The 22883-nt window shown below is 41.6% G+C and carries 18 protein-coding genes, 1 tRNA gene and 1 pseudogene; 10 read left to right on the top strand and 10 right to left on the bottom strand.

What is annotated here, in order from left to right; translation table 11 throughout:
• Positions 1-258 precede the first annotated feature (258 nt).
• Positions 259-888: a thiol:disulfide interchange protein DsbA/DsbL gene (locus ACK1U4_RS09335; protein ID WP_419401336.1), complete on the top strand. Its 630-nt coding sequence runs from the start codon at positions 259-261 to the stop codon at positions 886-888.
• A gap of 104 nt (positions 889-992) precedes the next feature.
• Here the strand turns inward: ACK1U4_RS09335 and ACK1U4_RS09330 are convergent, their stop codons facing one another.
• From ACK1U4_RS09330 to ACK1U4_RS09315, 4 genes are all read right to left on the bottom strand, one after another.
• Entirely contained in the window at positions 993-2231 is a 1239-nt protein-coding gene (locus ACK1U4_RS09330; RefSeq protein WP_419401335.1) for a lipoprotein-releasing ABC transporter permease subunit, read from the bottom strand.
• Positions 2232-2300: 69 nt separating this feature from the next.
• On the bottom strand, positions 2301-3731 hold the full coding sequence (locus tag ACK1U4_RS09325) for a surface lipoprotein assembly modifier (protein WP_419401334.1): 1431 nt from the start codon (positions 3729-3731) through the stop codon (positions 2301-2303).
• Between the two features lie 173 nt (positions 3732-3904).
• A complete protein-coding gene (locus tag ACK1U4_RS09320; protein ID WP_419401333.1) occupies positions 3905-5569 on the bottom strand; it encodes a transferrin-binding protein-like solute binding protein in 1665 nt (554 codons plus the stop codon).
• Between the two features lie 363 nt (positions 5570-5932).
• Positions 5933-7966, bottom strand: coding sequence for a hypothetical protein (locus ACK1U4_RS09315; RefSeq protein ID WP_419401332.1), 2034 nt, complete (start codon positions 7964-7966; stop codon positions 5933-5935).
• 224 nt (positions 7967-8190) lie between these two features.
• Between ACK1U4_RS09315 and ACK1U4_RS09310 the strand changes: the two genes are divergently transcribed.
• Positions 8191-9738, top strand: a complete 1548-nt coding sequence (locus ACK1U4_RS09310; protein WP_419401331.1) for a leucyl aminopeptidase — start codon at positions 8191-8193, stop codon at positions 9736-9738.
• The gene (locus ACK1U4_RS09305) at positions 9726-10172 is read left to right on the top strand and encodes a DNA polymerase III subunit chi (protein ID WP_419401330.1); all 447 of its coding nucleotides are present in this window, start codon (positions 9726-9728) and stop codon (positions 10170-10172) included. The genes ACK1U4_RS09310 and ACK1U4_RS09305 overlap by 13 nt, the downstream gene beginning before the upstream one ends.
• 209 nt (positions 10173-10381) lie before the next feature.
• Here the strand turns inward: ACK1U4_RS09305 and ACK1U4_RS09300 are convergent, their stop codons facing one another.
• Both ACK1U4_RS09300 and ACK1U4_RS09295 read right to left on the bottom strand, forming a co-directional pair.
• A complete protein-coding gene (locus tag ACK1U4_RS09300) occupies positions 10382-10840 on the bottom strand; it encodes a hypothetical protein (RefSeq protein WP_419401329.1) in 459 nt (152 codons plus the stop codon).
• A 145-nt stretch (positions 10841-10985) separates the two neighbouring features.
• Positions 10986-11972: a lysylphosphatidylglycerol synthase domain-containing protein gene (locus tag ACK1U4_RS09295; RefSeq protein ID WP_419401328.1), complete on the bottom strand. Its 987-nt coding sequence runs from the start codon at positions 11970-11972 to the stop codon at positions 10986-10988.
• 264 nt (positions 11973-12236) lie between these two features.
• On the opposite strand from ACK1U4_RS09295, the gene ACK1U4_RS09290 reads away from it, so the two are divergent.
• The 7 genes and pseudogenes from ACK1U4_RS09290 (at position 12237) to folK (ending at position 20300) form a co-directional block, all read left to right on the top strand.
• Positions 12237-12851, top strand: coding sequence for a YqiA/YcfP family alpha/beta fold hydrolase (locus ACK1U4_RS09290; protein ID WP_419401327.1), 615 nt, complete (start codon positions 12237-12239; stop codon positions 12849-12851).
• 126 nt (positions 12852-12977) lie between these two features.
• Positions 12978-14096 carry a hypothetical protein gene (locus ACK1U4_RS09285; protein WP_419401326.1) on the top strand — a complete coding sequence of 373 codons (1119 nt, stop codon included), beginning with the start codon at positions 12978-12980 and terminating at the stop codon, positions 14094-14096.
• Between the two features lie 369 nt (positions 14097-14465).
• Complete coding sequence (gene parE / locus ACK1U4_RS09280; RefSeq protein ID WP_419401325.1) at positions 14466-16349, top strand: DNA topoisomerase IV subunit B; 1884 nt, start codon at positions 14466-14468, stop codon at positions 16347-16349.
• A 129-nt stretch (positions 16350-16478) separates the two neighbouring features.
• Positions 16479-16733 (top strand): DUF4288 domain-containing protein, encoded by a 255-nt coding sequence (locus tag ACK1U4_RS09275; protein ID WP_419401324.1) that lies wholly within the window; start codon positions 16479-16481, stop codon positions 16731-16733.
• 71 nt (positions 16734-16804) lie between these two features.
• Complete coding sequence (locus tag ACK1U4_RS09270; RefSeq protein WP_419401323.1) at positions 16805-17182, top strand: ComEA family DNA-binding protein; 378 nt, start codon at positions 16805-16807, stop codon at positions 17180-17182.
• A gap of 150 nt (positions 17183-17332) precedes the next feature.
• Positions 17333-18610: pseudogene (gene pcnB, locus ACK1U4_RS09265) on the top strand (polynucleotide adenylyltransferase PcnB); the annotation flags it as partial.
• A 1192-nt stretch (positions 18611-19802) separates the two neighbouring features.
• A complete protein-coding gene (gene folK / locus ACK1U4_RS09260; RefSeq protein WP_419401322.1) occupies positions 19803-20300 on the top strand; it encodes a 2-amino-4-hydroxy-6-hydroxymethyldihydropteridine diphosphokinase in 498 nt (165 codons plus the stop codon).
• Positions 20301-20346: 46 nt separating this feature from the next.
• On the opposite strand, the gene pth is transcribed toward folK, so the two are convergent.
• The 4 genes from pth to ACK1U4_RS09240 all read right to left on the bottom strand — a co-directional run bounded on the left by pth (position 20347) and on the right by ACK1U4_RS09240 (position 22883).
• Positions 20347-20931 carry an aminoacyl-tRNA hydrolase gene (pth, locus tag ACK1U4_RS09255; protein WP_419401321.1) on the bottom strand — a complete coding sequence of 195 codons (585 nt, stop codon included), beginning with the start codon at positions 20929-20931 and terminating at the stop codon, positions 20347-20349.
• Positions 20932-20953: 22 nt separating this feature from the next.
• A complete protein-coding gene (locus ACK1U4_RS09250; protein ID WP_419401320.1) occupies positions 20954-21598 on the bottom strand; it encodes a 50S ribosomal protein L25/general stress protein Ctc in 645 nt (214 codons plus the stop codon).
• Positions 21599-21724: 126 nt separating this feature from the next.
• The gene (locus tag ACK1U4_RS09245; RefSeq protein WP_419401319.1) at positions 21725-22675 is read right to left on the bottom strand and encodes a ribose-phosphate pyrophosphokinase; all 951 of its coding nucleotides are present in this window, start codon (positions 22673-22675) and stop codon (positions 21725-21727) included.
• 132 nt (positions 22676-22807) lie between these two features.
• Positions 22808-22883: transfer RNA gene (locus tag ACK1U4_RS09240), tRNA-Gln, on the bottom strand.

Here is a 22883-nt window from a genome sequence, read left to right as displayed (position 1 = left end):
TAAACAACTATAGTTAGTTGATTATTGAAACGGATTAGATTTTTATTTAAAATATATTAAACAATATAAATTATTATTTAGTATTTTTTATCAAATTATTGCTTAATATTTACGTCTATGTAGATTTTTTTGTAACCTGTCAAATAGTCATGCCAAAGGTTCAAATTTGATGATAGTATAGTCATAGAAAATTTTACTAAAGATTTGGCACAAAACGCTTTAGTGAAACAAACTAATTTAGTATAACAGAGGTCATTTATGAAAACATTGGCATTTCCCCTATTGGCAATCGCTTTAGGCTTCACTGGTGTGGCAACTCATGCCCAAGCCGCCGACTTTGTTGCTGGCAAAGATTATACCGTCTTGCCAAACCCAGAAGTGATTGAAGGCAAAAACATCATTGTACGTGAATTTTTTTGGTATGGCTGTCCACATTGCTATAATTTAGAGCCTTATATGCAGACATGGGCAAAAAACAAGCCTAGCGATGTGATTTTTTTACAAACCCCAGCCGCCATGAACCCAGTTTGGGAACAAAATGCTCGTGGCTTCTACGCCGCTCAATTGTTGGGCTATCAAGGCAAAACCCACCAAGCCATGTTTGATGCGGTACAAAAGGACCGTCAAAAATTATTTGACCAAGCTTCTATTGGCAATTGGTATGCCTCAAAAGGCGTAGATATTGGCAAATTTAACAGCATGTATAACTCTTTTGCCGTAAACACTCGTATCGCTCGCTCAAAAGATGCAACCAAACGCTACCAACTAACAGGCGTGCCTGCCGTGGTGATTGATGGTAAATATGTAGTACAAGGTGAAGACGGTAAAGTGCCACAAGTAGTTGACTTTTTGGTCAAAAAAGCCCGTGCTGAGCGTGGTGGTAAATAATACCAAACCAATCAACATGATATTTTAGGGGCGTAATGCTTACGCCCAATTAAATAAAAAAGCTAGAATCCTCTAGCTTTTTTTATGTCATTCATTTAAGACAACTAATCCCCTTTTAAGCCATCAATTGGGCGTGTTATTGATGCCTTATAGGCAGGATAAATCGTTGAAATAACGGCTAATATAGTGCTTGCTAAAATCACCAAAACCACTTCAAGGCTATTAATTTTGGAAGGTAATTGGGTCACATAATAACTATCAAATAAATGCAAATCAAATACCCTATTAACCCACCCAGATAGCCTACCCACTGACATCGCCATTACCACACCCAACACACTACCCAACGCCGTACCGATTAGGGCGATAAATCCCCCCTGTACCATAAAAATCTTAATAATGGTGCTAGGTGATGCCCCAAAGGTTTTTAAAATAGCAATTTCCGCTTTTTTATCCGTCACCATCATCATCAATGTGGACACAATATTAAAACAAGCTACCAAAATAATCAGCATCAACACCAATCCTGTCATGGATTTTTGCATATTGATGACCTTAAACATATCACCATTTGTTTGTGTCCAGTTTTGTGTGGTCAACCCTTGTTTTAAGGTCGTTGCTAATTGAGCAGAATGACTCGCTTGAAACACATTTTTTAACTTTAATCGGATACCTTGAGCCCCATCCGCTTGATTCACCAATGTATTCGCCGTGGTCAAAGGAATAAATACCATCAACTTTTCTGCATCTGGCTTCAACTGATAAATACCCGTCACCGTTAGTTGGTAATAATGTGGTGTAATGCCTGCAGGCTCATTCGTTCCTTGTGGGATGATAACCATAATCTGCTCACCCACCCCCACTTTTAGGACTTCTGCTAAAGCTTTACCAATCACAATATTTTTTGTATTAGGCTGTAAGCTATCGAAGCTACCCTGTATCATTTGCTCATCAACAACGGATACCTGTTTTTCTAATGTGGGTATCACCCCAGTTAGCAATAACGAACTTAATTTACTATCTTTTGCACCTGCCATGCCTTGTAATCGATTAAACGGGGCAGTTGCCAAAATATTAGGGTCATTTTGTTTGGCTTGCTGTGATACTGCCTCCCAATCTAACATTCGCTGTGGTGATAAGATTACCGCATGAGGCACAATTCCCAATACCTTTTCCTCAAGCTGTTGTTCAAAGCCATTCATCACCGACAACACAGTAATCAACACACTAACGCCCAACACCAACCCGCCCATAGAAATCAATGAGATAAAAGAAATAAAGGCATTGTCATTTTTAGCACGAACATTTCGTAAACCAATAAAAACTGCAAACGGACGAAACATACAGACGGCTTCCTAAACAAAAAAGGCGAAGATAACTTCGCCATTTTATCAGAAAAAAGAATGGATTAATTAGAAGGTTTGAGTCAATTCAAAATTGACATTGTTTTTAGAATACTCATCAAATGGACTATTACTGGTCACCTTATGATAATTCCAACTTAACCGTGGGGTCAGCTTAAAGATTGTGAAATCTCGCTTCCAAATGCTTAGACCCAAATCGTATTCTTTATCTTTTCTCTCAATATTAGTCAAAAACTGTTGACCATCAAAGTCTTTTTTACCAAAACCTAAATTTACACGAGTCGAAATACCATGATTCCACGCCTCACTCCAGCCAAGGCGAACGCCTTTTTTGTCATAAGAATTATAATCATATCCTTTGCTATTATCACCATTAATCAAATCAAGCCCAGCATAAAATGAACGAGTTTGTTTTGGTAAATAAACTAAAGTATTAGAGAATATTCGTGTATTGATATCATTGGAATCAAATGGCTCTTCATAACGAATTTTGCCATATTGAGAAAAGTTTTGATACAGTAATTTTGGGTCAAACCAATGGCTAACAGAGAGATTGAGAGCGGAATTTTTAGAATACTTTTCTAAATCACCATCACCACTCGTACCACCACCATACCACCCTTGCGTAAATGATGGATATAACTCAATTTCACTGGTGGCATTTTGATAGCCAATACCAGCCCCTACATTGGCATTTGCCTCATTAAACTTTTTATTATCCCAGTAATTTTTGCCGTAAAGGTTGAATTTTGCTGAAGTAAAGAATCTATCATCTAATGACCATTTTTTATCCGCACTCAACCCATAGCCAATTCCCTTCCCTTCTTGATGGGATTGATTATTCACGAGTCCATTATAGCTAGTACCTTTAGGGGAGGCATTGGTTAAATTATTGTCATTGATAAAATACGCATTAACATTAAAATTCCATGAATTTTGATGATCAATGGCTTGAATGAACTGATTGATTTGATCAATATCAGCTTGGGCAGTATAGCTACTTCTCAACTTTTCAAGCTCATTTTTGGCAGCTTTATACTGTTTATCTTGAAATAAGGCTTGAGCCAACTGAAATCTCAATAGCTTGATATTGGGTAGAACCGCATTAACTTTACGATACAGCTTAATACTCTGTTGAATATCCCCTTTGCTCATCGCGATGATGGCATTACCCCACTCAATCATAGATTCATCACGCATCGCATATTCAGAATAAATAGGTAATAACTCTGCTAATGCGTCAGCATTTTGTTTTTGAATCATTTGAGTAAGAAGCTTTTCTAGCTCTTGTGGGTTTTGTTTTAAATAGGCATGTAATTCTTCTTTGCTCATTGCGTGTGATGTAGACTCTTGAGTTTGAGTTTCATCTTTTGGAATTGAGGTAGCTGATGAGTTATCCGTTGCATGAGCAACTGATACACTAGATACAAGTATAAACAAAATACTGGTAGGTAAAAAACGTGGTAACCATACTTTCATAAGATAAGCTCTAAGCAAAACAAAAATACTACTATAATACATCAAGTTAAAATAGTATATTTAATTAAAAAAAAATTATGTTTGTTAATTAAACAGCAACAATCATAAAAAAAACAGCTATATCACTATAGCTGTTTTTTCATTACAAACATTACTGTACGTAATAATGCTTATTATGGATTTACTTCAACCAAGCTGATGTTACCGCCAGTAGGTGGTGTTACAACAACTGGGATTTCACGTTTTGCACCGAATACACCACCCCATGCAGAGTGACCATAGCTTTCACCCTCAAGTGAATTTACAGCACCACCTAATTCTTGAGCAGCATTACCGTAGAATGATGCTTTGAACGCACCTTTAGGATCAGTTGCACCAGCTACTAGGTTAGTTGCATCACCAACAACGGTGTTACCAGCTACTTTACCTTGGAAGCTAACTAGGTTGTTTTGTTTACCTTCGTTACCTGTGGCAGTAGTATATTTGATGTTATAAATATTACCAACAACTGAAGCTTTGGCTACATCATACTGAGCAGCAACGAAGTCACCCAATGTGATTTGAGTTGAGCTGTCACCCACTGAGTTAGATTGACCATTTACAGAATTGGCAGTACCATTCAAACCATAAGTCAAAGCATGACCGTAGTAGTCATATTTAGCATCTTTCGGTAAAGCACCCATTTGATCCAATGTTGTTTCATTCAAACCACGGTAGTAGTAAGTATTAACAGCATTTTTTGCGTTATGAGGTAATGCGGCTGTACCAACAAATTTTTGACCGTCAACAGTTTCTTTACCAACGGTATCTGAAGATAGAGCGTCAACATTGGTACTAACACGACCGTATTGAACATTGTCTAACTTCATAGTTTGGTAAGTAGAAGTATTGCTGAATTTAACTGGCTGACCTTGTGCGTCCAATAGTGGTGCGCGGTATGAGTTAGCAGCAGCCGCATTGGTGAAGTCTTTGAACTTAGCACCAAAAATACGAGTGTCGGTTGCATCGTTTTCAGTTTCTAGTTCAACCGCATCAGTTGCACCTGCATTGAATACTGAAGCAGTATTGCTACGATAAGTCAAACCTGCTTTATCAGATGGTTTGGTTAGGAAGGTAGCAGCAGCAGCTAATTCTGTGTCATTACGTGCTTGTAATGGGCTGTTGTCAGTTTGAACACTTGCTTTTTTAACAAATGTTTTGGTTGCGTCATCATAAGCTAAAGTAGTATATGCTTTAGTGGCTTGTTCGTCACCATTGATTTTACCTGCGTAGCGGTTTACAGTCAATGAAGCGATTTTAGTACCAGCAGCGTTGTCAACGTTGGTGTATACTTCACGACCGATAATGATATTTTTCATATCTTTATCTTGTAGGGTCATACCACCTAAAGCAACTGGTTGGCTGTCGTTGCTAGCGTTAGTGTTAGCAACATAGTCAAAGTTGGCTTGTGATTTACGGTTATAGCTTTGACCTACAACAGTAGATTTTTTAGCAATTTCAACACCATTGATAACTGGGTTCTCTTTTACGTCACCAGTACCAGGAGCAGTGTTAGTCGGTGTGCTAACAGAAGCAGCAGTTGAAGTGCTTGCAGCAGTTGAAGTGCTTGCAGCAGTTGAAGTGCTTGCAGCGGTTGAAGTGCTTGCAGCGGTTGAAGTGCTTGCAGCGGTTGAAGTGCTTGCAGCGGTTGAAGTGCTTGCTGCAGTTGAAGTGCTTGCACCAGTACCATTGTCAACTGATGGGGCAATTACTGTATCGCTATCACTACCACCACAAGCTGTCAAAGTTGCTGTAGATAAAAGGCTCATTACTGTTAGAGCCAAATATTTCATTTTCATATGTATTTCCTCATGATCAGAGAGTCAACCAAAAGCTCGAGGTGGGTCACATCGATGTAAAAATAGAGCTTTTGTATGTAACAACACTATAAGTTATGCTGTGGGTTCAATAATAACAAAAAAAAATCTAAAACGTCAATAGCTTTATACAGTTGTTAATCAACCAGTAAGTTTTGAATAACAAAAGAATTTTTTATTTAAAATCACTAATATATGATAAAAATCATACAGTCACAAGCAGTTTATAGCTATGTTTAGCTTATTTGTAGCCAAAATATACCACATTTAATTATTAAATTAAATAAAATTTCTCTACAATTATACCGTACCACTCATTTTTAATGACTATAAAAACTATCCAGATTATGAATCTTGCGTATCCATAATTAACAATGTTTCTGGTTTTTTGCCTTGCTTAGCTTGCTCAAAAATCTGCTGGTAAGCAGATTCCAAGTTTTTGGTATAACGTACTGTGTCAAATAATGGATAATGCTCACGGTTGGTTTGTAGTCGCTGTTTGATAGCAGTAAGTTTATCACTATTTGTTGCCAGTGCCACTGCCAATGTTTCATAGTCCGCCATTGATTCAGTAATGAGTTCATCAAGCTCGCAAGCATGAAGCAAGCTACCTGCCACTCGAGAGGCAAATGATTGCCCTAAACACGTTAAGACAGGTAAGCCTGCCCATAACGCATCACTGGTGGTGGTATGGGCATTACAAGGTAACGTATCAAGGAATAAATCTGCCAATTGATGCCTTGCCAAATGGTCTTGCACCAATACTCTATCCGCAAATACCAAGCGATTGGGGTCAATACCTGCCAGTTTGGCTTGTTCTCTTAAATTATTTTCGGTTTCAACCACATCACGCAGTAACCATAAGACACTATTTGGTACTTGATGCAAAATACGCATCCACACGGCAAATGTTTCCGGCATAATCTTAAATGGGTTGTTAAAACAACAGAACACAAATGCCTCTTCTGGTAGTCCTGCCTGCTGTTTGGTGGGGACATTTGAGCCAATGATACGATGGCGGTCGTTGGGTTGGTAGCTGTGTGGTAGTTTGATGACTTTTTCGGTATAAAATTGCTCAAGGTGAGGTGGAATTAAGGTATTATCAGCGATGATATAATCAATAAATGATGCACCCATCGTACCAGGATAGCCAATATAGTTGATTTGAATTGGGGCTGGGCGATAGGCAAAAATATTGGTGCGTGATTGTCCTGTATAGCCTTTTAGGTCAATGACAATGCTGATTTGTTCATCATATATATGTTGTGCAATGCTTTCATCGTCCCATTCTGAAACTTCATAAAAATACTCAAACGCATTACGCAGACGAATCCGCCATTCATCCTCGACATTAATACCATAAGAATAGGCATAGACTTCAAAACGGGATTTATCGTGAAGTTCAAATAGCTCTGCCATCAAAATTGCCGTGGCATGATTAAAAAAATCTGCCGATACATACGCTATCTTGATGCGTGAATTGGCTTGTTTGCTAAAGTCAAAGGGCTTATCCACCCCCAATTTTACCGCTAAGGGTTTTTCAATAAAGCCATTGCGTTGTAAAAATGACTGTGAACAAAAAATCTGTTGTTGTGGGCTATCCACTGATGCCATAAAATTGAACGGTGAACTGGTCGGTTGTCCTGCATCTAGCCCATCACACATTGTTTGGATTAACGCATTCAAGCCATCCCAATCGCCCAGTTTGGCTTTAAGCGATACCAAAATCCCCAATACCTCAGGATAATTGGCATCAATATCCACAACTTTTTGGAAGCTTTGAATTGCCAATGCAAACTTACCTTGGTCTTGATAAGCACAGCCCTTCATAAAATAAAAATAACTGACGTTGGGTTGTCTTGCGATGGCTTGGTCACATACCGCTAGCATTTTGTCATATTGTTTATGCCAATAGGTAGAATAAATCAGCTCATAATGAATCCGATGATAATTTTCATCTTCAGTTAAAATTCGTTCAAAACAACGGACAGCAATGTCAAACTGCTGATTATCTTTTGCCATAATACCAATCTGATAAAGGTCATCAAGGCTGGGTTTATCTAACTGAAAGCCTTTATCAAAGCAACTGACAGCCTGTTTGGTATGTCCTTGCTCCAGTAAGATATTGGCTTTATCATACCAAATATCGGCTCGTTTTACCGTTAAGCTAAGTGCCTTATCATACCAATCTAATGCTGTGGCTAAATCGCCTTTTGACCAAATCGCCCTCGCCATGATTATAATCGCATCAATCGACTTGGGTTGTTGATAAACCTGTGAGTATTGAAAAGGATTGGGCAATAGCTGAGTATCTTGCTCACCTTGTTTGGAGGCTTGGGGTTTTTGGCTTTTAGCGTCACGCATCTTGGTATTTTTCATAACAACCGCTTATATCAATTTTATACAAAGCATCATTATAACCAATCCTTACAACCAAAAACATAGTTAATTCGGTATACGCAATTAGACAAAATTTTACAAATAATCATCATTCCCACGCTAAAAATGGCGAAATGCTAGACTTATGCGATAAACTATAGTTAAATGCAAAGGTATAAAATCCTTGACACAGCATTCACTTATCCAACCTTTTGGAGCTTATCATGGTCAGCAAAACCAAAAAACAACCACAGTTACAACTTACCCTCACCACCACAAGCAAAAAACTCCCTGCCAAAACTTGCCATGTGGTATTGCTAGATGACAATAACACCAGCCTTGCCAATTTATCCAACGAATTACAAACCCAAGTCACCGACTTGATTGCCCAAAGTCAGTTTAAAGGCGAAGTCGCAAAAACCGCCCTTCGCTACGCCACTGAGCAAACCCCTGCCTTATTGCTAGTGGGCGTGGGCAAAACCGCTAAAATCCTTGGCAATCCGCTTCAAAAAATCGCCAAAGCCATCTACAGTACGCTAAGTGGCGTGTATGCCTCGGCAGTGATTTATCTCGATGACAGCCTTGATACGGTCGCATTTGGACAATTTAGCCTTGCGTTAATGAGCCAAAGCTATCAGTTTGACAATTATAAAAGCAAAAAATCTGACCCTGCCAAACTCACCCAGATTAGCCTACAAGTCGCCAAAGATTGTCAAGCCAGCCTTGAACCAATCCTTGCATTACAACAAGCAATTTTCGTGGGACAATCCGCCACTCGCAACCTTGCTAATGAGCCGCCCAACGTCTGTAACCCAAGCTATCTTGCCGAGCAAGCCCTTACCCTTGCTAAACAATACCCAGAGCTATTGACTGTCAAAGTGCTAGAAGCAAAGGATATGCAAAAACTTGGTATGAACTGCTTTTTGGCGGTCAGTCAAGGCTCAGATAACGCCCCAAAATTGGTGGTGATGGAATATAACGGCACGTCAGCCTCCGCTAACAATGGTAAAACTAAAAAAGCCAAAAAAACCGATTCAGCATTACAAAATCCGATTGTATTGGTGGGGAAAGGCATTACCTTTGATTCGGGCGGTATTTCGCTCAAACCTGGCTTGGGCATGGGTGAAATGAAATTTGACATGGGTGGAGCGGCCGCCGTGATGGGCATTATGACCGCACTTTGTCAAGCTCGCCTGCCATTACAAGTCGTAGGAACGCTTGCTTGTGCCGAAAATATGCCATCTGGCAAAGCCACTCGTCCAGGCGACATCGTCACCGCCATGAATGGTAAAACAGTCGAAATCCTCAACACCGATGCCGAAGGGCGATTGGTACTGTGTGATACCTTGGTGTATGTACAACGCTACCAACCCAAAGTCATCATCGACATGGCGACTTTGACAGGGGCATGTATCGTGGCATTGGGCTATGTTCGCTCTGGCTTATACAGTAATAATGAAGACGTAATTTTTGAGCTAGAACAAGCCAGTGAAGACGCTCACGACCGTGTATGGCACATGCCATTGGATGAGGATTATCAAGAACAACTCAAATCCAATATGGCAGATTTACAAAATATTGGCGGTATGCCAGCAGGGTCAGTGACGGCAGGCTGTTTCTTATCGCAGTTTGTGGAAGATACGCCGTGGGCTCACCTTGATATTGCAGGCACAGCATGGCAAACAGGCAAAGAACCATCCGCCACAGGTCGTCCTGTGCCGTTACTCATGCACTATTTGCACCGTCAAACGCAAACATCATGCCCCAACTAAGCTTTTACGTTTTAACAGGCAAAAAACCCTTATTGGACTTTGTTTGCCAACTGACCCAAAAAGCCCTCAACCAAAGTGATGAGGGCGTGCTGATTGTCGCCCCCAATAACGCTGAAAATAGTTTAATGGTAAAACTCGATGAGCAGTTATGGGCGTTTAGTGATACGGCATTTATCCCGCATCAATGTATCACCGCTACTGACCCACAGCAGGCAGGATTTTTGGGCGTGGGACTCACCGATAACTTAGCGATTGCCGAGGCATTTGATGGGGTGATTATCAATCTAATACCCCAAGCGTTAGTCAACACCCTTGCCAATCGTGTGTTAGAGGTGATTGACAGTGATGAGGCAAGTATTGTCCAAGGGCGAGAAAAATACGCCCAGTATCGGCAATACTTTCCCAATTTGGAGATTAAGACCCATAAGATTTAGCATAGTATCTTGCTAGATAGAGCTATTTTTTCTTTCTTCTAATCTCCCCCAACCCACTCTTTACAAAAGAGGCGACTATTACCTCTTACATAGACTTATTTTCGGGTATAAGTCCCCCTTTAAAAAAAGGGGGATTTAGGGGGATTAAATATTTTACAAAAAAACAGGCTAACCCTTTGATTAGCCTGTTTTTTTGTTAATTATGGAAATTATGGATTTACGACCACCGCAGGAACAGTCACGGTATCAATTTGTACTGGCACGCTGGTGGTAATGGTTTTTTGTACGGTGTTTTTGTTAATTGGTGTCACAGTCACGGTTTCGACTGCAGGTGCAGTTTGAGTGACTTGAGTCGATGTCACAGGTACGACCACGGCTGTGGCTGGTTGTACATCAGGTGTGACGGCATAAGGACGTGGATTGACGGCATTTTTTTCATCAATTTTGATATCAGCAGGGATATCCATGTTAATTTCGTTGCCTTTTTTACCTGCTTTCTTACCTTTTACTTCTTTTTTAGCATCTTTATCAGATACAGCCTTTTTAGCGACTGCTTTTTTCTCAACAGTTTTTGTGTTAGTAGTGCTTTTCATCACGGCCGCCTGTGCAGAAACAGTTAGACCCAATGAGGCGATTAATGTAGCAAGTGTTAGGTTTAGACGTTTCATATAATAACTCCTGTTTTTCATTTTAAAAAATCAATCAAAAAGTAACTATGGTGCGTCATTATCCTAACAATCCACTTCCGCAAAAGCTGTAAGGGATATGCTTCAAAGCGTTAGAAAATGTAACTTTTTTCAAGGTTTATCACAGCTATGTAACATTTGAGTTTTTACGATTAAAAAACAAATAGGCTTCATACGCCATTAACAATAGCAATGCTACCAAAAACGGTAAAATATAATACATCAAGCGAAATACCAACAATACAGCCAACATTTGAGTTCGGTCAACTTGGGGCAAGGCACTAATCATGGTGACTTCAAACACCCCCAATCCCCCCGGTACATGACTCAAAATCCCCACTGTCATGGACTGAATAAATGCCGAAAAAGTCGCCCAATAGCTAATATGCTCAGAAGTGGGTAATAATAAATACAACACCAACGCCACCGTGCTTAAATCCAAAATCGAAATGGCGATTTGTTGTAATAAAATTTTGGCAGGCGGTAAGTCAAACCGCCATCCCTTGATGAGCAAGTGCCTGCCTTGACGACCTGCATACAGAATAGTTGCCATAATAAGGGCTAGCAAGGTGATGCCAAGCCCACGGATATAGGCAATATTATCAAAAAACCCCAACGACTTATCCAACTGTGATAAAAGCTGTAAGGTAATTTCTGGATGGGAAGTCAACGAAATACCAATTAATGTGCTAATCCCAAAGGTGAATGCCATCGATACCATCAACACAATATTGGCAATTTCATTATGGGTCAAATTGGCTTGGGAATAATGGCGATAACGCACGCCTGTTGCCGTCACCAAATTCGCCCCCACGGTATGGCTAATCGCATAAGCGGTAAACGAAGTCAATGCCACACTGGGATAAGGCAGTTTTCGACCCAACTGACGCACAGCGATGACATCATATAGCGTCAATGTCAAATAACCAAACGCCACCACCACCAATGCCAAAAACACGTGTAATGGCGGAATACTAGCAATTGCTGATATCACATCTTCTACATGCACAGTCTTAGTCAAACGGTACAACGCTTTCATGGCTAGGACAAAAATAAATATTGCCACTCCTGCCAAAACAAAATGCCATACGTGTTTAAACCAAGATACTTTCATGCGTCAACCTGTCGTTTTTTTGGTATTGTAGTGGACGATATCGGTCAAGAATAGCCTGTTTTTGTAAAATCATCCGCACCACAGTTTATCATTTTTTCGACCCTCTGCGAACCATCATAAGTTGATTGTTATAAAGCCTACCCTCACAAATAAAACGACAGCCGTTAACGTGTGCCATCCCACACGCATGGCTATTTTGAATTTTCAATGCTAAGATAACCATCAAATTCCGCACTCTGATAAACACAAATTTAAGAGAAAACCATGCAAATCGTCTATATTCATGGGCTAGATAGCAACGCCAATGCCTCAAAAGCCAACCAACTTCGCACCTTTTGTGCCAAACACTTTCCCCAAATCGAAGTGGTCGTCCCTGACCTGAACTGCTCGCCACAGCTTGCGATTGAGCGTATCAAAGCCATTATCGCCACCAATGCTGATACTGGGCTAGTCGGCAGTTCGTTGGGCGGATTTTATGCCACTATCTTGAGTAATATGACGGGCAAAAAAGCGGTATTGCTCAACCCTAGCGTGCAGTCTGGCGAAAGCTTGAAGCGATTTTTTGGCGAAGATTTTGATAGCCTAGCGGAGGATTATGTGGGGCATACCACGCCAGATGGTTGGGCGATTACTAAAAAAGATATTGAATGGTTGGTGGAGCATTGCCCCACGCAAGCCAGTTATCCAGAGCGGTTATTGGTGATTGTTAAAAAGGGTGATGAGTTGTTGGATTATCAAAAAGCGGTGGATTTTTTTAGTCAAAAAGATAATCAAAGCCATTTGATTATTGAGGAAGGTGGCGACCATCGTATGAGTGATTTTGAAACCAAATTACCGCAAGTGGTGCAGTTTTTGTTTGGGTTGCCGATGTTAAAATAAGTGGAGATTCGCTAGACACTGTCTAGTGAATTTGAAAATTGTACCAATTACGCAGACAGTGTCTGCGGAATTTAAAAATTATGGTAGAAATGGCAGTTCAGTTAGAAAATTGGTTAATGATTTTTGATGAACAATGTGAGTGATGACGAAAAATACCAAGCCTACAAAAAACTCAAAGGATTTGCAATGAATAACCATTTACCAAATCAACCACTAGCAAACAAACAATCTCTAATTCAAGATAAAATGGCAAAAACTTTAGCAATCATATCGTTGGTATTGTGGGTTATCTCTTTATGCTTGGTAGGTTTTGCTTCTAGTGATGAAGGCGTAAACGGTTATTTAATACTGATTTTGGGGATTTTTGCAGGTTGGGCGAAGTTGGTTTGGTGGACGGTTTACTCCAATCTTTTTTATATTTATGCACAGTTTAAGTTCTTAATTATTAAAAGAAATCCGAGTATTTCAGTCATTTTGATGATGATACTTGGCACATTATTGATATATGATTTTTTCATTGATGTGCCTATGTTAAAGAATGAAAATGGCGGTATAACACTTATCACGTCATGGGGTTGGGGGGCTATCATTTTATTGGTTAGCCAATTTTTAATGGGCATTGCGATGCTGTTACAACACCATAAAATTTCAAAAAAAGTGAGTTATATTTTACTTAGTATGTTGATGATTTTGGTGGTTGGTGTGGGATTTTATGGGTATTGGCAAAGACAACATACCAATCAATGGGAGTATGAAACGTTTTTTGCCCCACAAGGTGACTATGATGCAAAATTTTCATACGTTGAAATTGCCTTTACGAAAGCTCATTTAACGAATTATCCTTATATACCCATTCGTCATCAACTAGCATCAGAAGCAACCGTTGAGGTTATTTTTGAAACAGATGTGCCAAAAACTTTTAAGGACAATGAGTTTTTGTATCCTTATACATTTTGGCAAAATGGCAAATATTGGGAAGTGGCACACAAATCAGAAGATAACTCTTCGGCAAATATTGAGTTTATAGAGATTCCGAAAGTTGATGTTATTGCCAAACCGACTTATCAGTTAAAAGTCACTCAACCAAAGAATAATCTTTATGTATATACACTTTATGATTTGAGCAAAAATATACTGTATCAACAAGCATTTACGCTAGAAAATGATAAATATAAGTCCCCATTAGTAAGAACATCGGTCAATATGCTACCGAGTGAAATTCGTGAATTGGGCAAAGATATTTAGAGTAAAACTTGGGTATTTAACATACGTGAAAGAAAGTCTGTTTATGAAATTTAACAATATAAACAAATCTGCAATTAAATTATTGTTAATTGGTTGCTCACTATCTTTACTTTCATCAATCTTTTTCCTGTTTATGAGTACAGGATTTGATGAAATAATCTTTATAATTTTCTATAGCTTAACTACATTGCCCTTTTTTACTGTCGCTTTTTATCGCTTATTTAAACGTCAGTTAATCGCAATTATATTAGCCGTTATTTTTGCTATTATTTGGTTTTTTCCAACACTATTCTTTTTATGGGTTTTTTATATAACCAGTTTTAACACTTATTAGTTTTACAAATGATTTAGACAAAAATTAGGAACACCATGTCATACACCAGTCAAAGTTTAGAAGTATTAGAAGGTCTTGAACCCGTCCGCCGTCGCCCCGGAATGTACACCGACACCACCCGACCCAACCACCTCGCCCAAGAAGTCATCGACAACTCAGTCGATGAAGCCCTTGCAGGACACGCCAAGACCATTACCGTCACCTTACACACGGACGGCTCACTATCGGTCGAAGATGACGGACGAGGGATGCCCACCGACATTCACCCAGAGTTTAACCAATCGGGCATTGAGCTGATTCTCACACGCCTACACGCAGGCGGTAAATTCTCCACCGATAACTACCAAGTATCGGGCGGACTGCATGGCGTGGGGATTTCGGTGGTCAATGCCCTGTCGCACAAAGTCGAAGTCACCGTGTGGCGTGATGGCGAACAGTTTGAGATGCAATTTGCCGATGGCGAAGCGGTCGCTCCGCTATCAGTCGCCCCAAGCCCACTCAAACGCAAACGTGGTACATTGGTGCGGTTTTGGACGAATGAAAAATACTTCGACACGCCAAAATTTAACCTAAAACAACTCAAACACCACCTTAAAGCCAAAGCCGTGTTATCAGCAGGCTTGCTGATTACTTTTATCAATGAAATTGACGGTGAAAAGGACGTTTGGCAATTTACCGATGGGCTGTCGCAATACCTCACCGAGCAGTTGGCGGACGAAATCACCTTGCCAGAACAGCCGTTTGTGTTTAATTACGATGCCAAAAAAGGCGAGCGAGCAGGCTTGAGTTTTGCGATTTGTTGGCTGACCGAGGGCGGTACGCCTGTGCAAGAAAGCTACGTCAATCTGATTCCCACCGCTCAAGGCGGTACGCATGTTAACGGCTTGCGGACTGGCATTACCGAGGCGTTAAAGGAATTTTGCGAACTGCACAACCTATTGCCACGCAATGTCAAACTCACCGCTGATGATGTGTGGGATGGGGTGAATTATATCTTGTCGCTCAAGTTTTCCGAGCCACAATTTAGCGGACAGACCAAAGAACGGCTATCGAGTCGTGAAGCGGTGGCGGTGGTGCAAGCCTTTGCCAAAGATGGCTTTAGCCTATGGCTAAATCAAAACTCGGATATCGCCAAACAAATTGCCGAAATCGCCATTAACAAAGCAGGCAAACGCCTCAAATCTGCCAAAAAAGTCGAGCGTAAAAAAATTACCCAAGGTCCTGCCTTACCCGGTAAGTTGGCGGATTGTCGTGGCGATTTGCGAGATGGGGCGGAGTTATTTTTGGTTGAGGGTGACTCGGCAGGTGGTTCTGCCAAGCAAGCCCGTGACCGTCATTTTCAAGCGATTATGCCGTTGCGTGGTAAGATTCTCAACACTTGGGAGGTGTCACCCGATACCGTTTTGGCAAGCGAGGAGATTCATAATATCGCCATTGCGATTGGCGTTGACCCAGATTCGGATGATTTGAGCGAGTTACGCTACGACAAAATCTGTATCTTGGCGGATGCGGATTCGGACGGTTTGCACATTGCGACCTTGCTGTGTGCGTTGTTTGTCAAACACTTTAAAGCCGTGGTCGAGGCAGGACATTTGTACGTTGCCATGCCACCTTTGTACCGCATTGATATTGGCAAAGATGTCGAATATGCCCTTGATAATGACGAGCTTGATGCGATTTTGAAAAAAGCCAAAGGCAAAAAAGCCCAAATCACTCGCTTTAAAGGGTTGGGGGAGATGGATGCCGAGCAACTGCGTGAAACGACCATGCACCCAGATACTCGCAGATTGGTGCAGTTAGAGTTGGATGACAGCTACCATACCGATGGGGTGATGGATATGCTCCTTGCCAAAAAACGCTCGGCTGACCGTAAAGTGTGGCTGGAGCAAAAAGGGGATTTGGCGGATATTGGGGTGTAATTGGTTATGAGCGATTCAAATATTTCCCCTATTGGTTGGTATTATTGTAGCTACCTAATTCGGTTTTGCGAAGTTGGCAATCCGATAAATGAGGACTTGGAATCTCGCTTTGGTTCATGAGAAAATACCGTGTTAATCCAAGCCAATTCTATTGAGCAAGCTTTTGATAAAACAGTGGAAATTGGCTTATCTCAACAAGCAATTTACACCAATGTCGAACAAAAGCAAGTGCAATGGGTTTTTGAAGGAGTGACGGAAGTTTTGCCAATTTATGACAAACTTGAGGATGGTGTAGAAATTGCGTTTACCGCAAGAAATCACCGAAAATTAAATAATTTAAGAAAACTGGTTTCAAAAAAGGAAGATTTTGTAGTAAAAAGATAAGCTAGACGAAAAATTCTAAGTGATGACATAATTCTGGATGGTAGGTTTTCTTTAGTCGTTGAGGGGAATTTATGATAAATCTAAAATTTCTTTTATTAATGTTCATTGGCGTATGCACTGTCACCCACGCCACGCCCATTTGCACCCCCAACTTAACCGCTGAACAAGCCTATTTAGCCATCAAAAATCCCACCCCCTCTACCACTTTAACCACCAATCCAACTTTACCCAACAACGCATCCCCTACTTTACCCCAACTCATCAACATCAACACCGCCAGCGAAGCAGAACTCACCCAACTGGATGGCATTGGGGCAAAAAAAGCCCAAGACATCATCCTATATCGAGAAATGATTGCCCCCTTTGCCACAATTGACGACCTTGATAAAGTCAAAGGCATTGGCACAGCCACTGTCCAAAAAAACAAAAATCGGATAACCTTACGATAAATTGACCCAAAGCCTCCCCCAAACTGTCAGAAATTTGCTACACTATCGCCTAATTATATTTTTATTTTTACCCCTATTTTCAGCACCCCTTTGACGAAGAGACACATGGCAAAAAAAACCAAAAAGTACCTAAGTCCCACCCCATCCGCAATGACCTGCCAACTTGACCGCAAATCCGCACGCCGTGATGCCAAACACCTCGGCTTAAATAAAGCTGACTTGCCCAACTCCATCAAGGAAGTCATCGCCACGCTAACCGATGCAGGTTTCGAAGCCTATATCGTGGGCGGTGGGGTGCGTGACTCGCTACTCGGCTTACAGCCCAAAGATTTCGATGCCGTCACCAACGCCACGCCAAACCAAGTCAAAGACGTATTTGGCAAGCGTTGCCGTATCATTGGCAAACGCTTTCAGCTCTGCCATGTATACTCTGGGCGTGACATGATTGAAGTAGCGACCTTTCGAGCCCCACCCAAAGACAGCAACCATACCACCTCAGATGGGATGATTGTGCGTGACAATGTATGGGGCGATATTTTTCAAGATGTGGTACGCCGTGATTTCTCGATTAATGCCCTGTATTACCAACCGCATGAAGGTTTTGTGTATGACTTCTGCGGTGGGCTTGATGACGTGGCAAACCGCACCATTCGCTTACTGGGCGATACCCAAAAACGTATCGAAGAAGACCCAGTCCGCTTGCTTCGTGCGTTACGCTTTAAGGCAAAATTGGGCTTTGAATTTGAGCCTGCCTTAGAACAACAATTTAATCCGCAAAACTGGTCTTTACTTGCCCAAGTATCGCCCCATCGTCTGTACGATGAAACACAAAAAATGTTTACAGGTGGCTATCTGATTCCGCTATTGCCCTTGTTGTTTGATTATCAAGCATTTGAACATTTGTTGTTTTACCCACCCAAATTGACACCGCTGATTGAGCAAGTCACGCTCAATACTGACAAACGCATTAATCAAGGTAAAAGTATCAATCCTGCGTTTTTTTATGCGTCATTATTGTGGGAAAACTACTTGTATTTATTAGAAAAATTCAAGAAAAATACCCCATTTGTCGAAGCCCAAAGCCAATCCGCCAATAAGGTGATGGACAAGCAACGCCAACATACCGCCATGCCGAAGTTTGCCGAGCAATTTATCAAAGATATTTGGCTCATGCAGTCACGCCTTGCCGAACCTCGCAAGAAAAATATCCAAAAATTGTTTGAAAATCCTCGCTTTAGAGCAGGTTTTGACTTTTTGATGTTGCGTGAGCAGGTCGAAGCACGCAACAAGGCATTGCAAGCCGAACTCGGCAAACCTGTGACCCTTGACAATGAGTCTACTAATGGCATGGGGCATTGGTGGGCATGGTTTCAGACCTTAAACCACAAGCAACAGCAACAAGCCATTGACGACTTTGACATCAATGCCGTGCGTTTGCGGTTTGCCAATTTTGTCAAAGCCGATTTTACCCAAACTGGCGAAGCCTCGCACGCTCTTGACGATAGCAATTTTGAGCATAGCAATCATCATGCCAATGCGGACGCTCAAGCTGATTTTGCAGGTAATACACCGCCAAAAAATCGCCGAGAACGTCGCCGTCAGCGTGAAGAGCAAGGCTATGATAAACCCAATCATGGCAAAGAAAAATTCAGCCTAACCGAGCAACAACAGCAAGAAAAAGACCAGTTACAACTGCTGTCACTTGCCAATGACACCCCTGCCAATACCAAACCTGCACAGCCATTGTGGGGAACGCCATTTAACCATCAGGTTGCTGAAACGGCTGTGATTGGCATGGGTGAACAGACAGACGTGAGCGAAAAGTCAAATGTTAGCCAAAACTCAACCTTTACGGAAAATAAAGCGAGTAATAGCAAGGCAAAGCAAAACCGCAAAACGTCACGTTCAAATGACAAGCCAACCGCTCAAACTGGCATTATGACTGCCATTGAACGTCAAATGAACGTACCTGCCAAACGCCAACGCCGTCAGCCAAGCTCAAACCTGTCAGTTGCCGAACGCCGTCAAGTGCAACAAACCTTAACCGAAAATTTAAGTGAGAAATCAGTTAAACCACCGATTGAAAAACTCACCGAACAACCAAAAGACACGACAGCCAAACCAACCGCTAGAAAACGCTCCAAGGCGAACGTAGTGGTAGAAACTCCTGTTAAAGACAGCCCTGCGGTGGAATTGATGACGCTTAATGATACGCCAATTCCAAAAAAGCGTAGCCGTAAAAAAATCGTGACAGACGATACTACCACGACCAGTGATACGGTAAACGCCACAGCCAATACGACCGCTGTTAAAACTAAAACCACAACTGAAACTGTCACCGAAGCTGAAACGCCAAAGCCCAAACGCTCCCCTCGCCCACGCAAAAAGGCAGTATCGGACGAGCCTGTGAAAAATGGCGAAGTTGAAACTGCCACGCAAACAGCAACACCATCAACTAAACCACCTGCTAAACGTACTCGTAAAAAGGTAGTGAGTGATTTGGATGATGTGAAAATAAGCGAAGTAAATGAAACGGTAAGCCAAACTGTCACGCAAACAGCAACTCAGGATAGTAAGCCACCTGTTAAACGTACTCGTAAAAAAGTGGTGAAAACCGATAATGAATAATCTTATCACTTGTTATATCGGTTTAGGCGGTAATATCGCCAACGAACTTGGCACACCTGCCGAGCATATCACCCATGCGATTGAGGCGTTTAGGTCATCAGATGACTTTGCCAATGTGCAAGTATCATCCTTGTACCGCTCAAAAGCCTTTGGCGTGACCGACCAGCCCGACTTTATCAATGCCGTGCTAAAAGCGGATACCAGTCTTGCCCCACTTGCGTTATTGGACTTTTGCCAAAGCCTAGAAACCACCGCCAAACGTGAGCGTTTACGCCATTGGGGTGAGCGTAGTCTTGATGTCGATGTGTTATTATATGGTGATGCAACGATTCAGAATGAACGACTGACCGTCCCCCATGCAGGGCTGTTTGAACGTAATTTTGTCATTATTCCGATGTTAGAATTATCGAAAGATTTGGTAGTAAATGGACAAAGATTGGCAGATTTGCCTATAGCAAATAATTGGCAGGGTTTAGAAATTGCCCCATAAAAAATTGATTTTTAATGTTTGTTTTGATGACTCATTATTTTAATGATTAGCTAGGCAGTTTAAAGCTATTAATTGCTTGTTGGGCTTTATTCATATTACCCTGTACCAAATCAGGCAAGCTACGCATTGCCATATCCAGCATATTATCCAAGGCAATCTGCTCATCAGCCGTGGGTTTCCCCAAAACATAGCCCGATACTTTGGCTTTGTCACCGGGATGACCGATACCTAAACGTAGGCGATGAAAATCCGCCCCAATATGTGGCACAATATCTCGTAAGCCATTATGACCACCATGACCGCCCCCTGTTTTGAGTCGCATACGAGCGACCTCAAGGTCTAGCTCATCATGGGCTATGAGTAATTCATCATTGGCGATATCATAGAAATTCATCATCGGAATCACTGCTTCGCCAGATTTATTCATAAAAGTTTGTGGTAATAATAGGCGAATATCCACGCCATGCACTTGCCCACGACCGACCATGCCATGAAACTTTTTATCCAAGCTCATCGCAATATTAAACTCGTGTGCAATACGCTCCACAAACCAAAAGCCAGCATTATGCCTTGTTTGGGCATACTGCTGACCCGGATTACCAAGTCCGACAATCAATTTGATTTTAGACATTGATGATACCAACGACTGCTAATTACTCAGCATCTTCGCTGGTGCTAGCTTCTTCAGCCACCACTTCAGCTTGAGCTTCAGGAGCAACGGTTGGTGCTTGCATGCTAGCAATCGCTGACTCAAGGTTAGCACTATGCGTTAGTTCAACACCTTCTGGTAGTTTAACATCCGATAAGTGTAGTGAATCACCAACATTCAATGCAGACACGTCAACCGCAATGAACTCTGGGATTTTTGATGGGATACAAACCACTTCAATCTCATTCACATTTGAGGTGAAGATACCGCCAGCTTTACTACCTACTGAGGCTTCTACATTTTCAAAATGTACAGGTACGTGTACGTGCATCGCTTGACCACGGACAATGCGTTGGAAGTCAGCGTGCATTGGCACGTTTTTGGCTGGATGGCGTTGTAGGGCTTTAATAACCACTTCTTCAGCACCTTGACCTTCGACATTGATGGTCAAAATGTGTGAGAAGAACGCTTCAGTTTCTAGTGATTTGATTAGCTCGTTGTAACGTAAGGCAACGGCTAGTGGCTCTTTGTCTGCACCATAGATGATAGCAGGTACTAGGTTTTGTTTACGTAGGCGGCGGCTCGCACCTTTACCTTGTAAATCATCACCACGTAGTACCGCGTTTAATTGAAATGCTTGATTACTCATAATGAGTTCCTTTTAATGATAAAAAAGCATAAATTTGCGACCAATTTATGCCAATGGCAGTGGCTGTTTGTCAAAGCAGTGTTAATACCACCTAAACAATCAAGCCACCAAAAATTCAATAACTAATTAAATCATATCGAACATCGCACTTAGCGATTCTTCGTTATTAATACGGCGTAACGCCTCTGCCAACATCGGTGCAATAGACACTTGGCGGATTTTACCGCAAGCTTGAGCATCTTGTGACAATGGAATGGTGTCTGTCACCACAATCTCATCAAGTACCGATTCAGAAATGTTTTTCACCGCTTTACCTGACAATACAGGGTGGGTGATATAACCCACCACACGTCTTGCACCGTGGGCTTTTAGGGCAGCAGCAGCCTTAGCTAGCGTACCTGCGGTATCCACCATGTCATCAACAATCACACAATCACGGTCTTTCACATCACCAATCAAGTGCATGACTTCAGATTCATTGGCTTTGGCACGGCGTTTATCAATAATCGCCAAATCGGTCGTTCCCAACGATTTTGCCATCGCTCTGGCACGCACGACCCCACCGACATCAGGTGAAACCACCATTAAGTTTTCATATTTTTGTTCTTTTAAATCTTTTAGTAGAACAGGTGTACCATAAATATTATCAACAGGGATGTCAAAGAACCCTTGAATTTGGTCAGCGTGTAAATCCACGGTCACCACACGGTCAATACCCACAATATTCAACATATCTGCCACGACTTTTGCGGAAATTGGCACACGTGCCGAACGTGGACGGCGGTCTTGGCGAGCATAACCAAAATAAGGCATCACCGCAGTGATACGCCCTGCACTCGAACGGCGAAGGGCATCTGCCATCACCATGATTTCCATTAAATTATCGTTGGTTGGACTACAGGTTGACTGCAAAATAAAAACGTCTTTACCACGCACATTTTCTTGAATTTCTACGGCAATCTCACCGTCCGAAAAACGGTTTACATCAGCACGTCCTAACGGAATATGTAAGTGATTCGTAACATTCTTTGCAAGTTCTGGGTGAGCGTTGCCCGTAAAAATCGCCAAATACGGCATAATGCAATCCTATAGTCCTAGTGACAAGTGATAAACCATGCTGAAATAGGCATAAAACAACAAAAACACCGACTAAATGACTCGCATTTACGATGTGCTGTTTCGCCAACGGATAAAATTAGGAATGAAAAATGGCAGGGGTAGCTGGACTCGAACCAACGAATGCCAGGATCAAAACCTGGTGCCTTACCAACTTGGCGATACCCCT

The organism is Moraxella sp. TY6 (genome assembly GCF_048551375.1).
In the GTDB taxonomy this organism is placed as follows: Bacteria; Pseudomonadota; Gammaproteobacteria; order Pseudomonadales; family Moraxellaceae; genus Faucicola.
The sequence above is the reverse complement of the archived record's forward strand: the minus strand, read 5'-3'. Positions and strand labels throughout refer to the sequence as shown.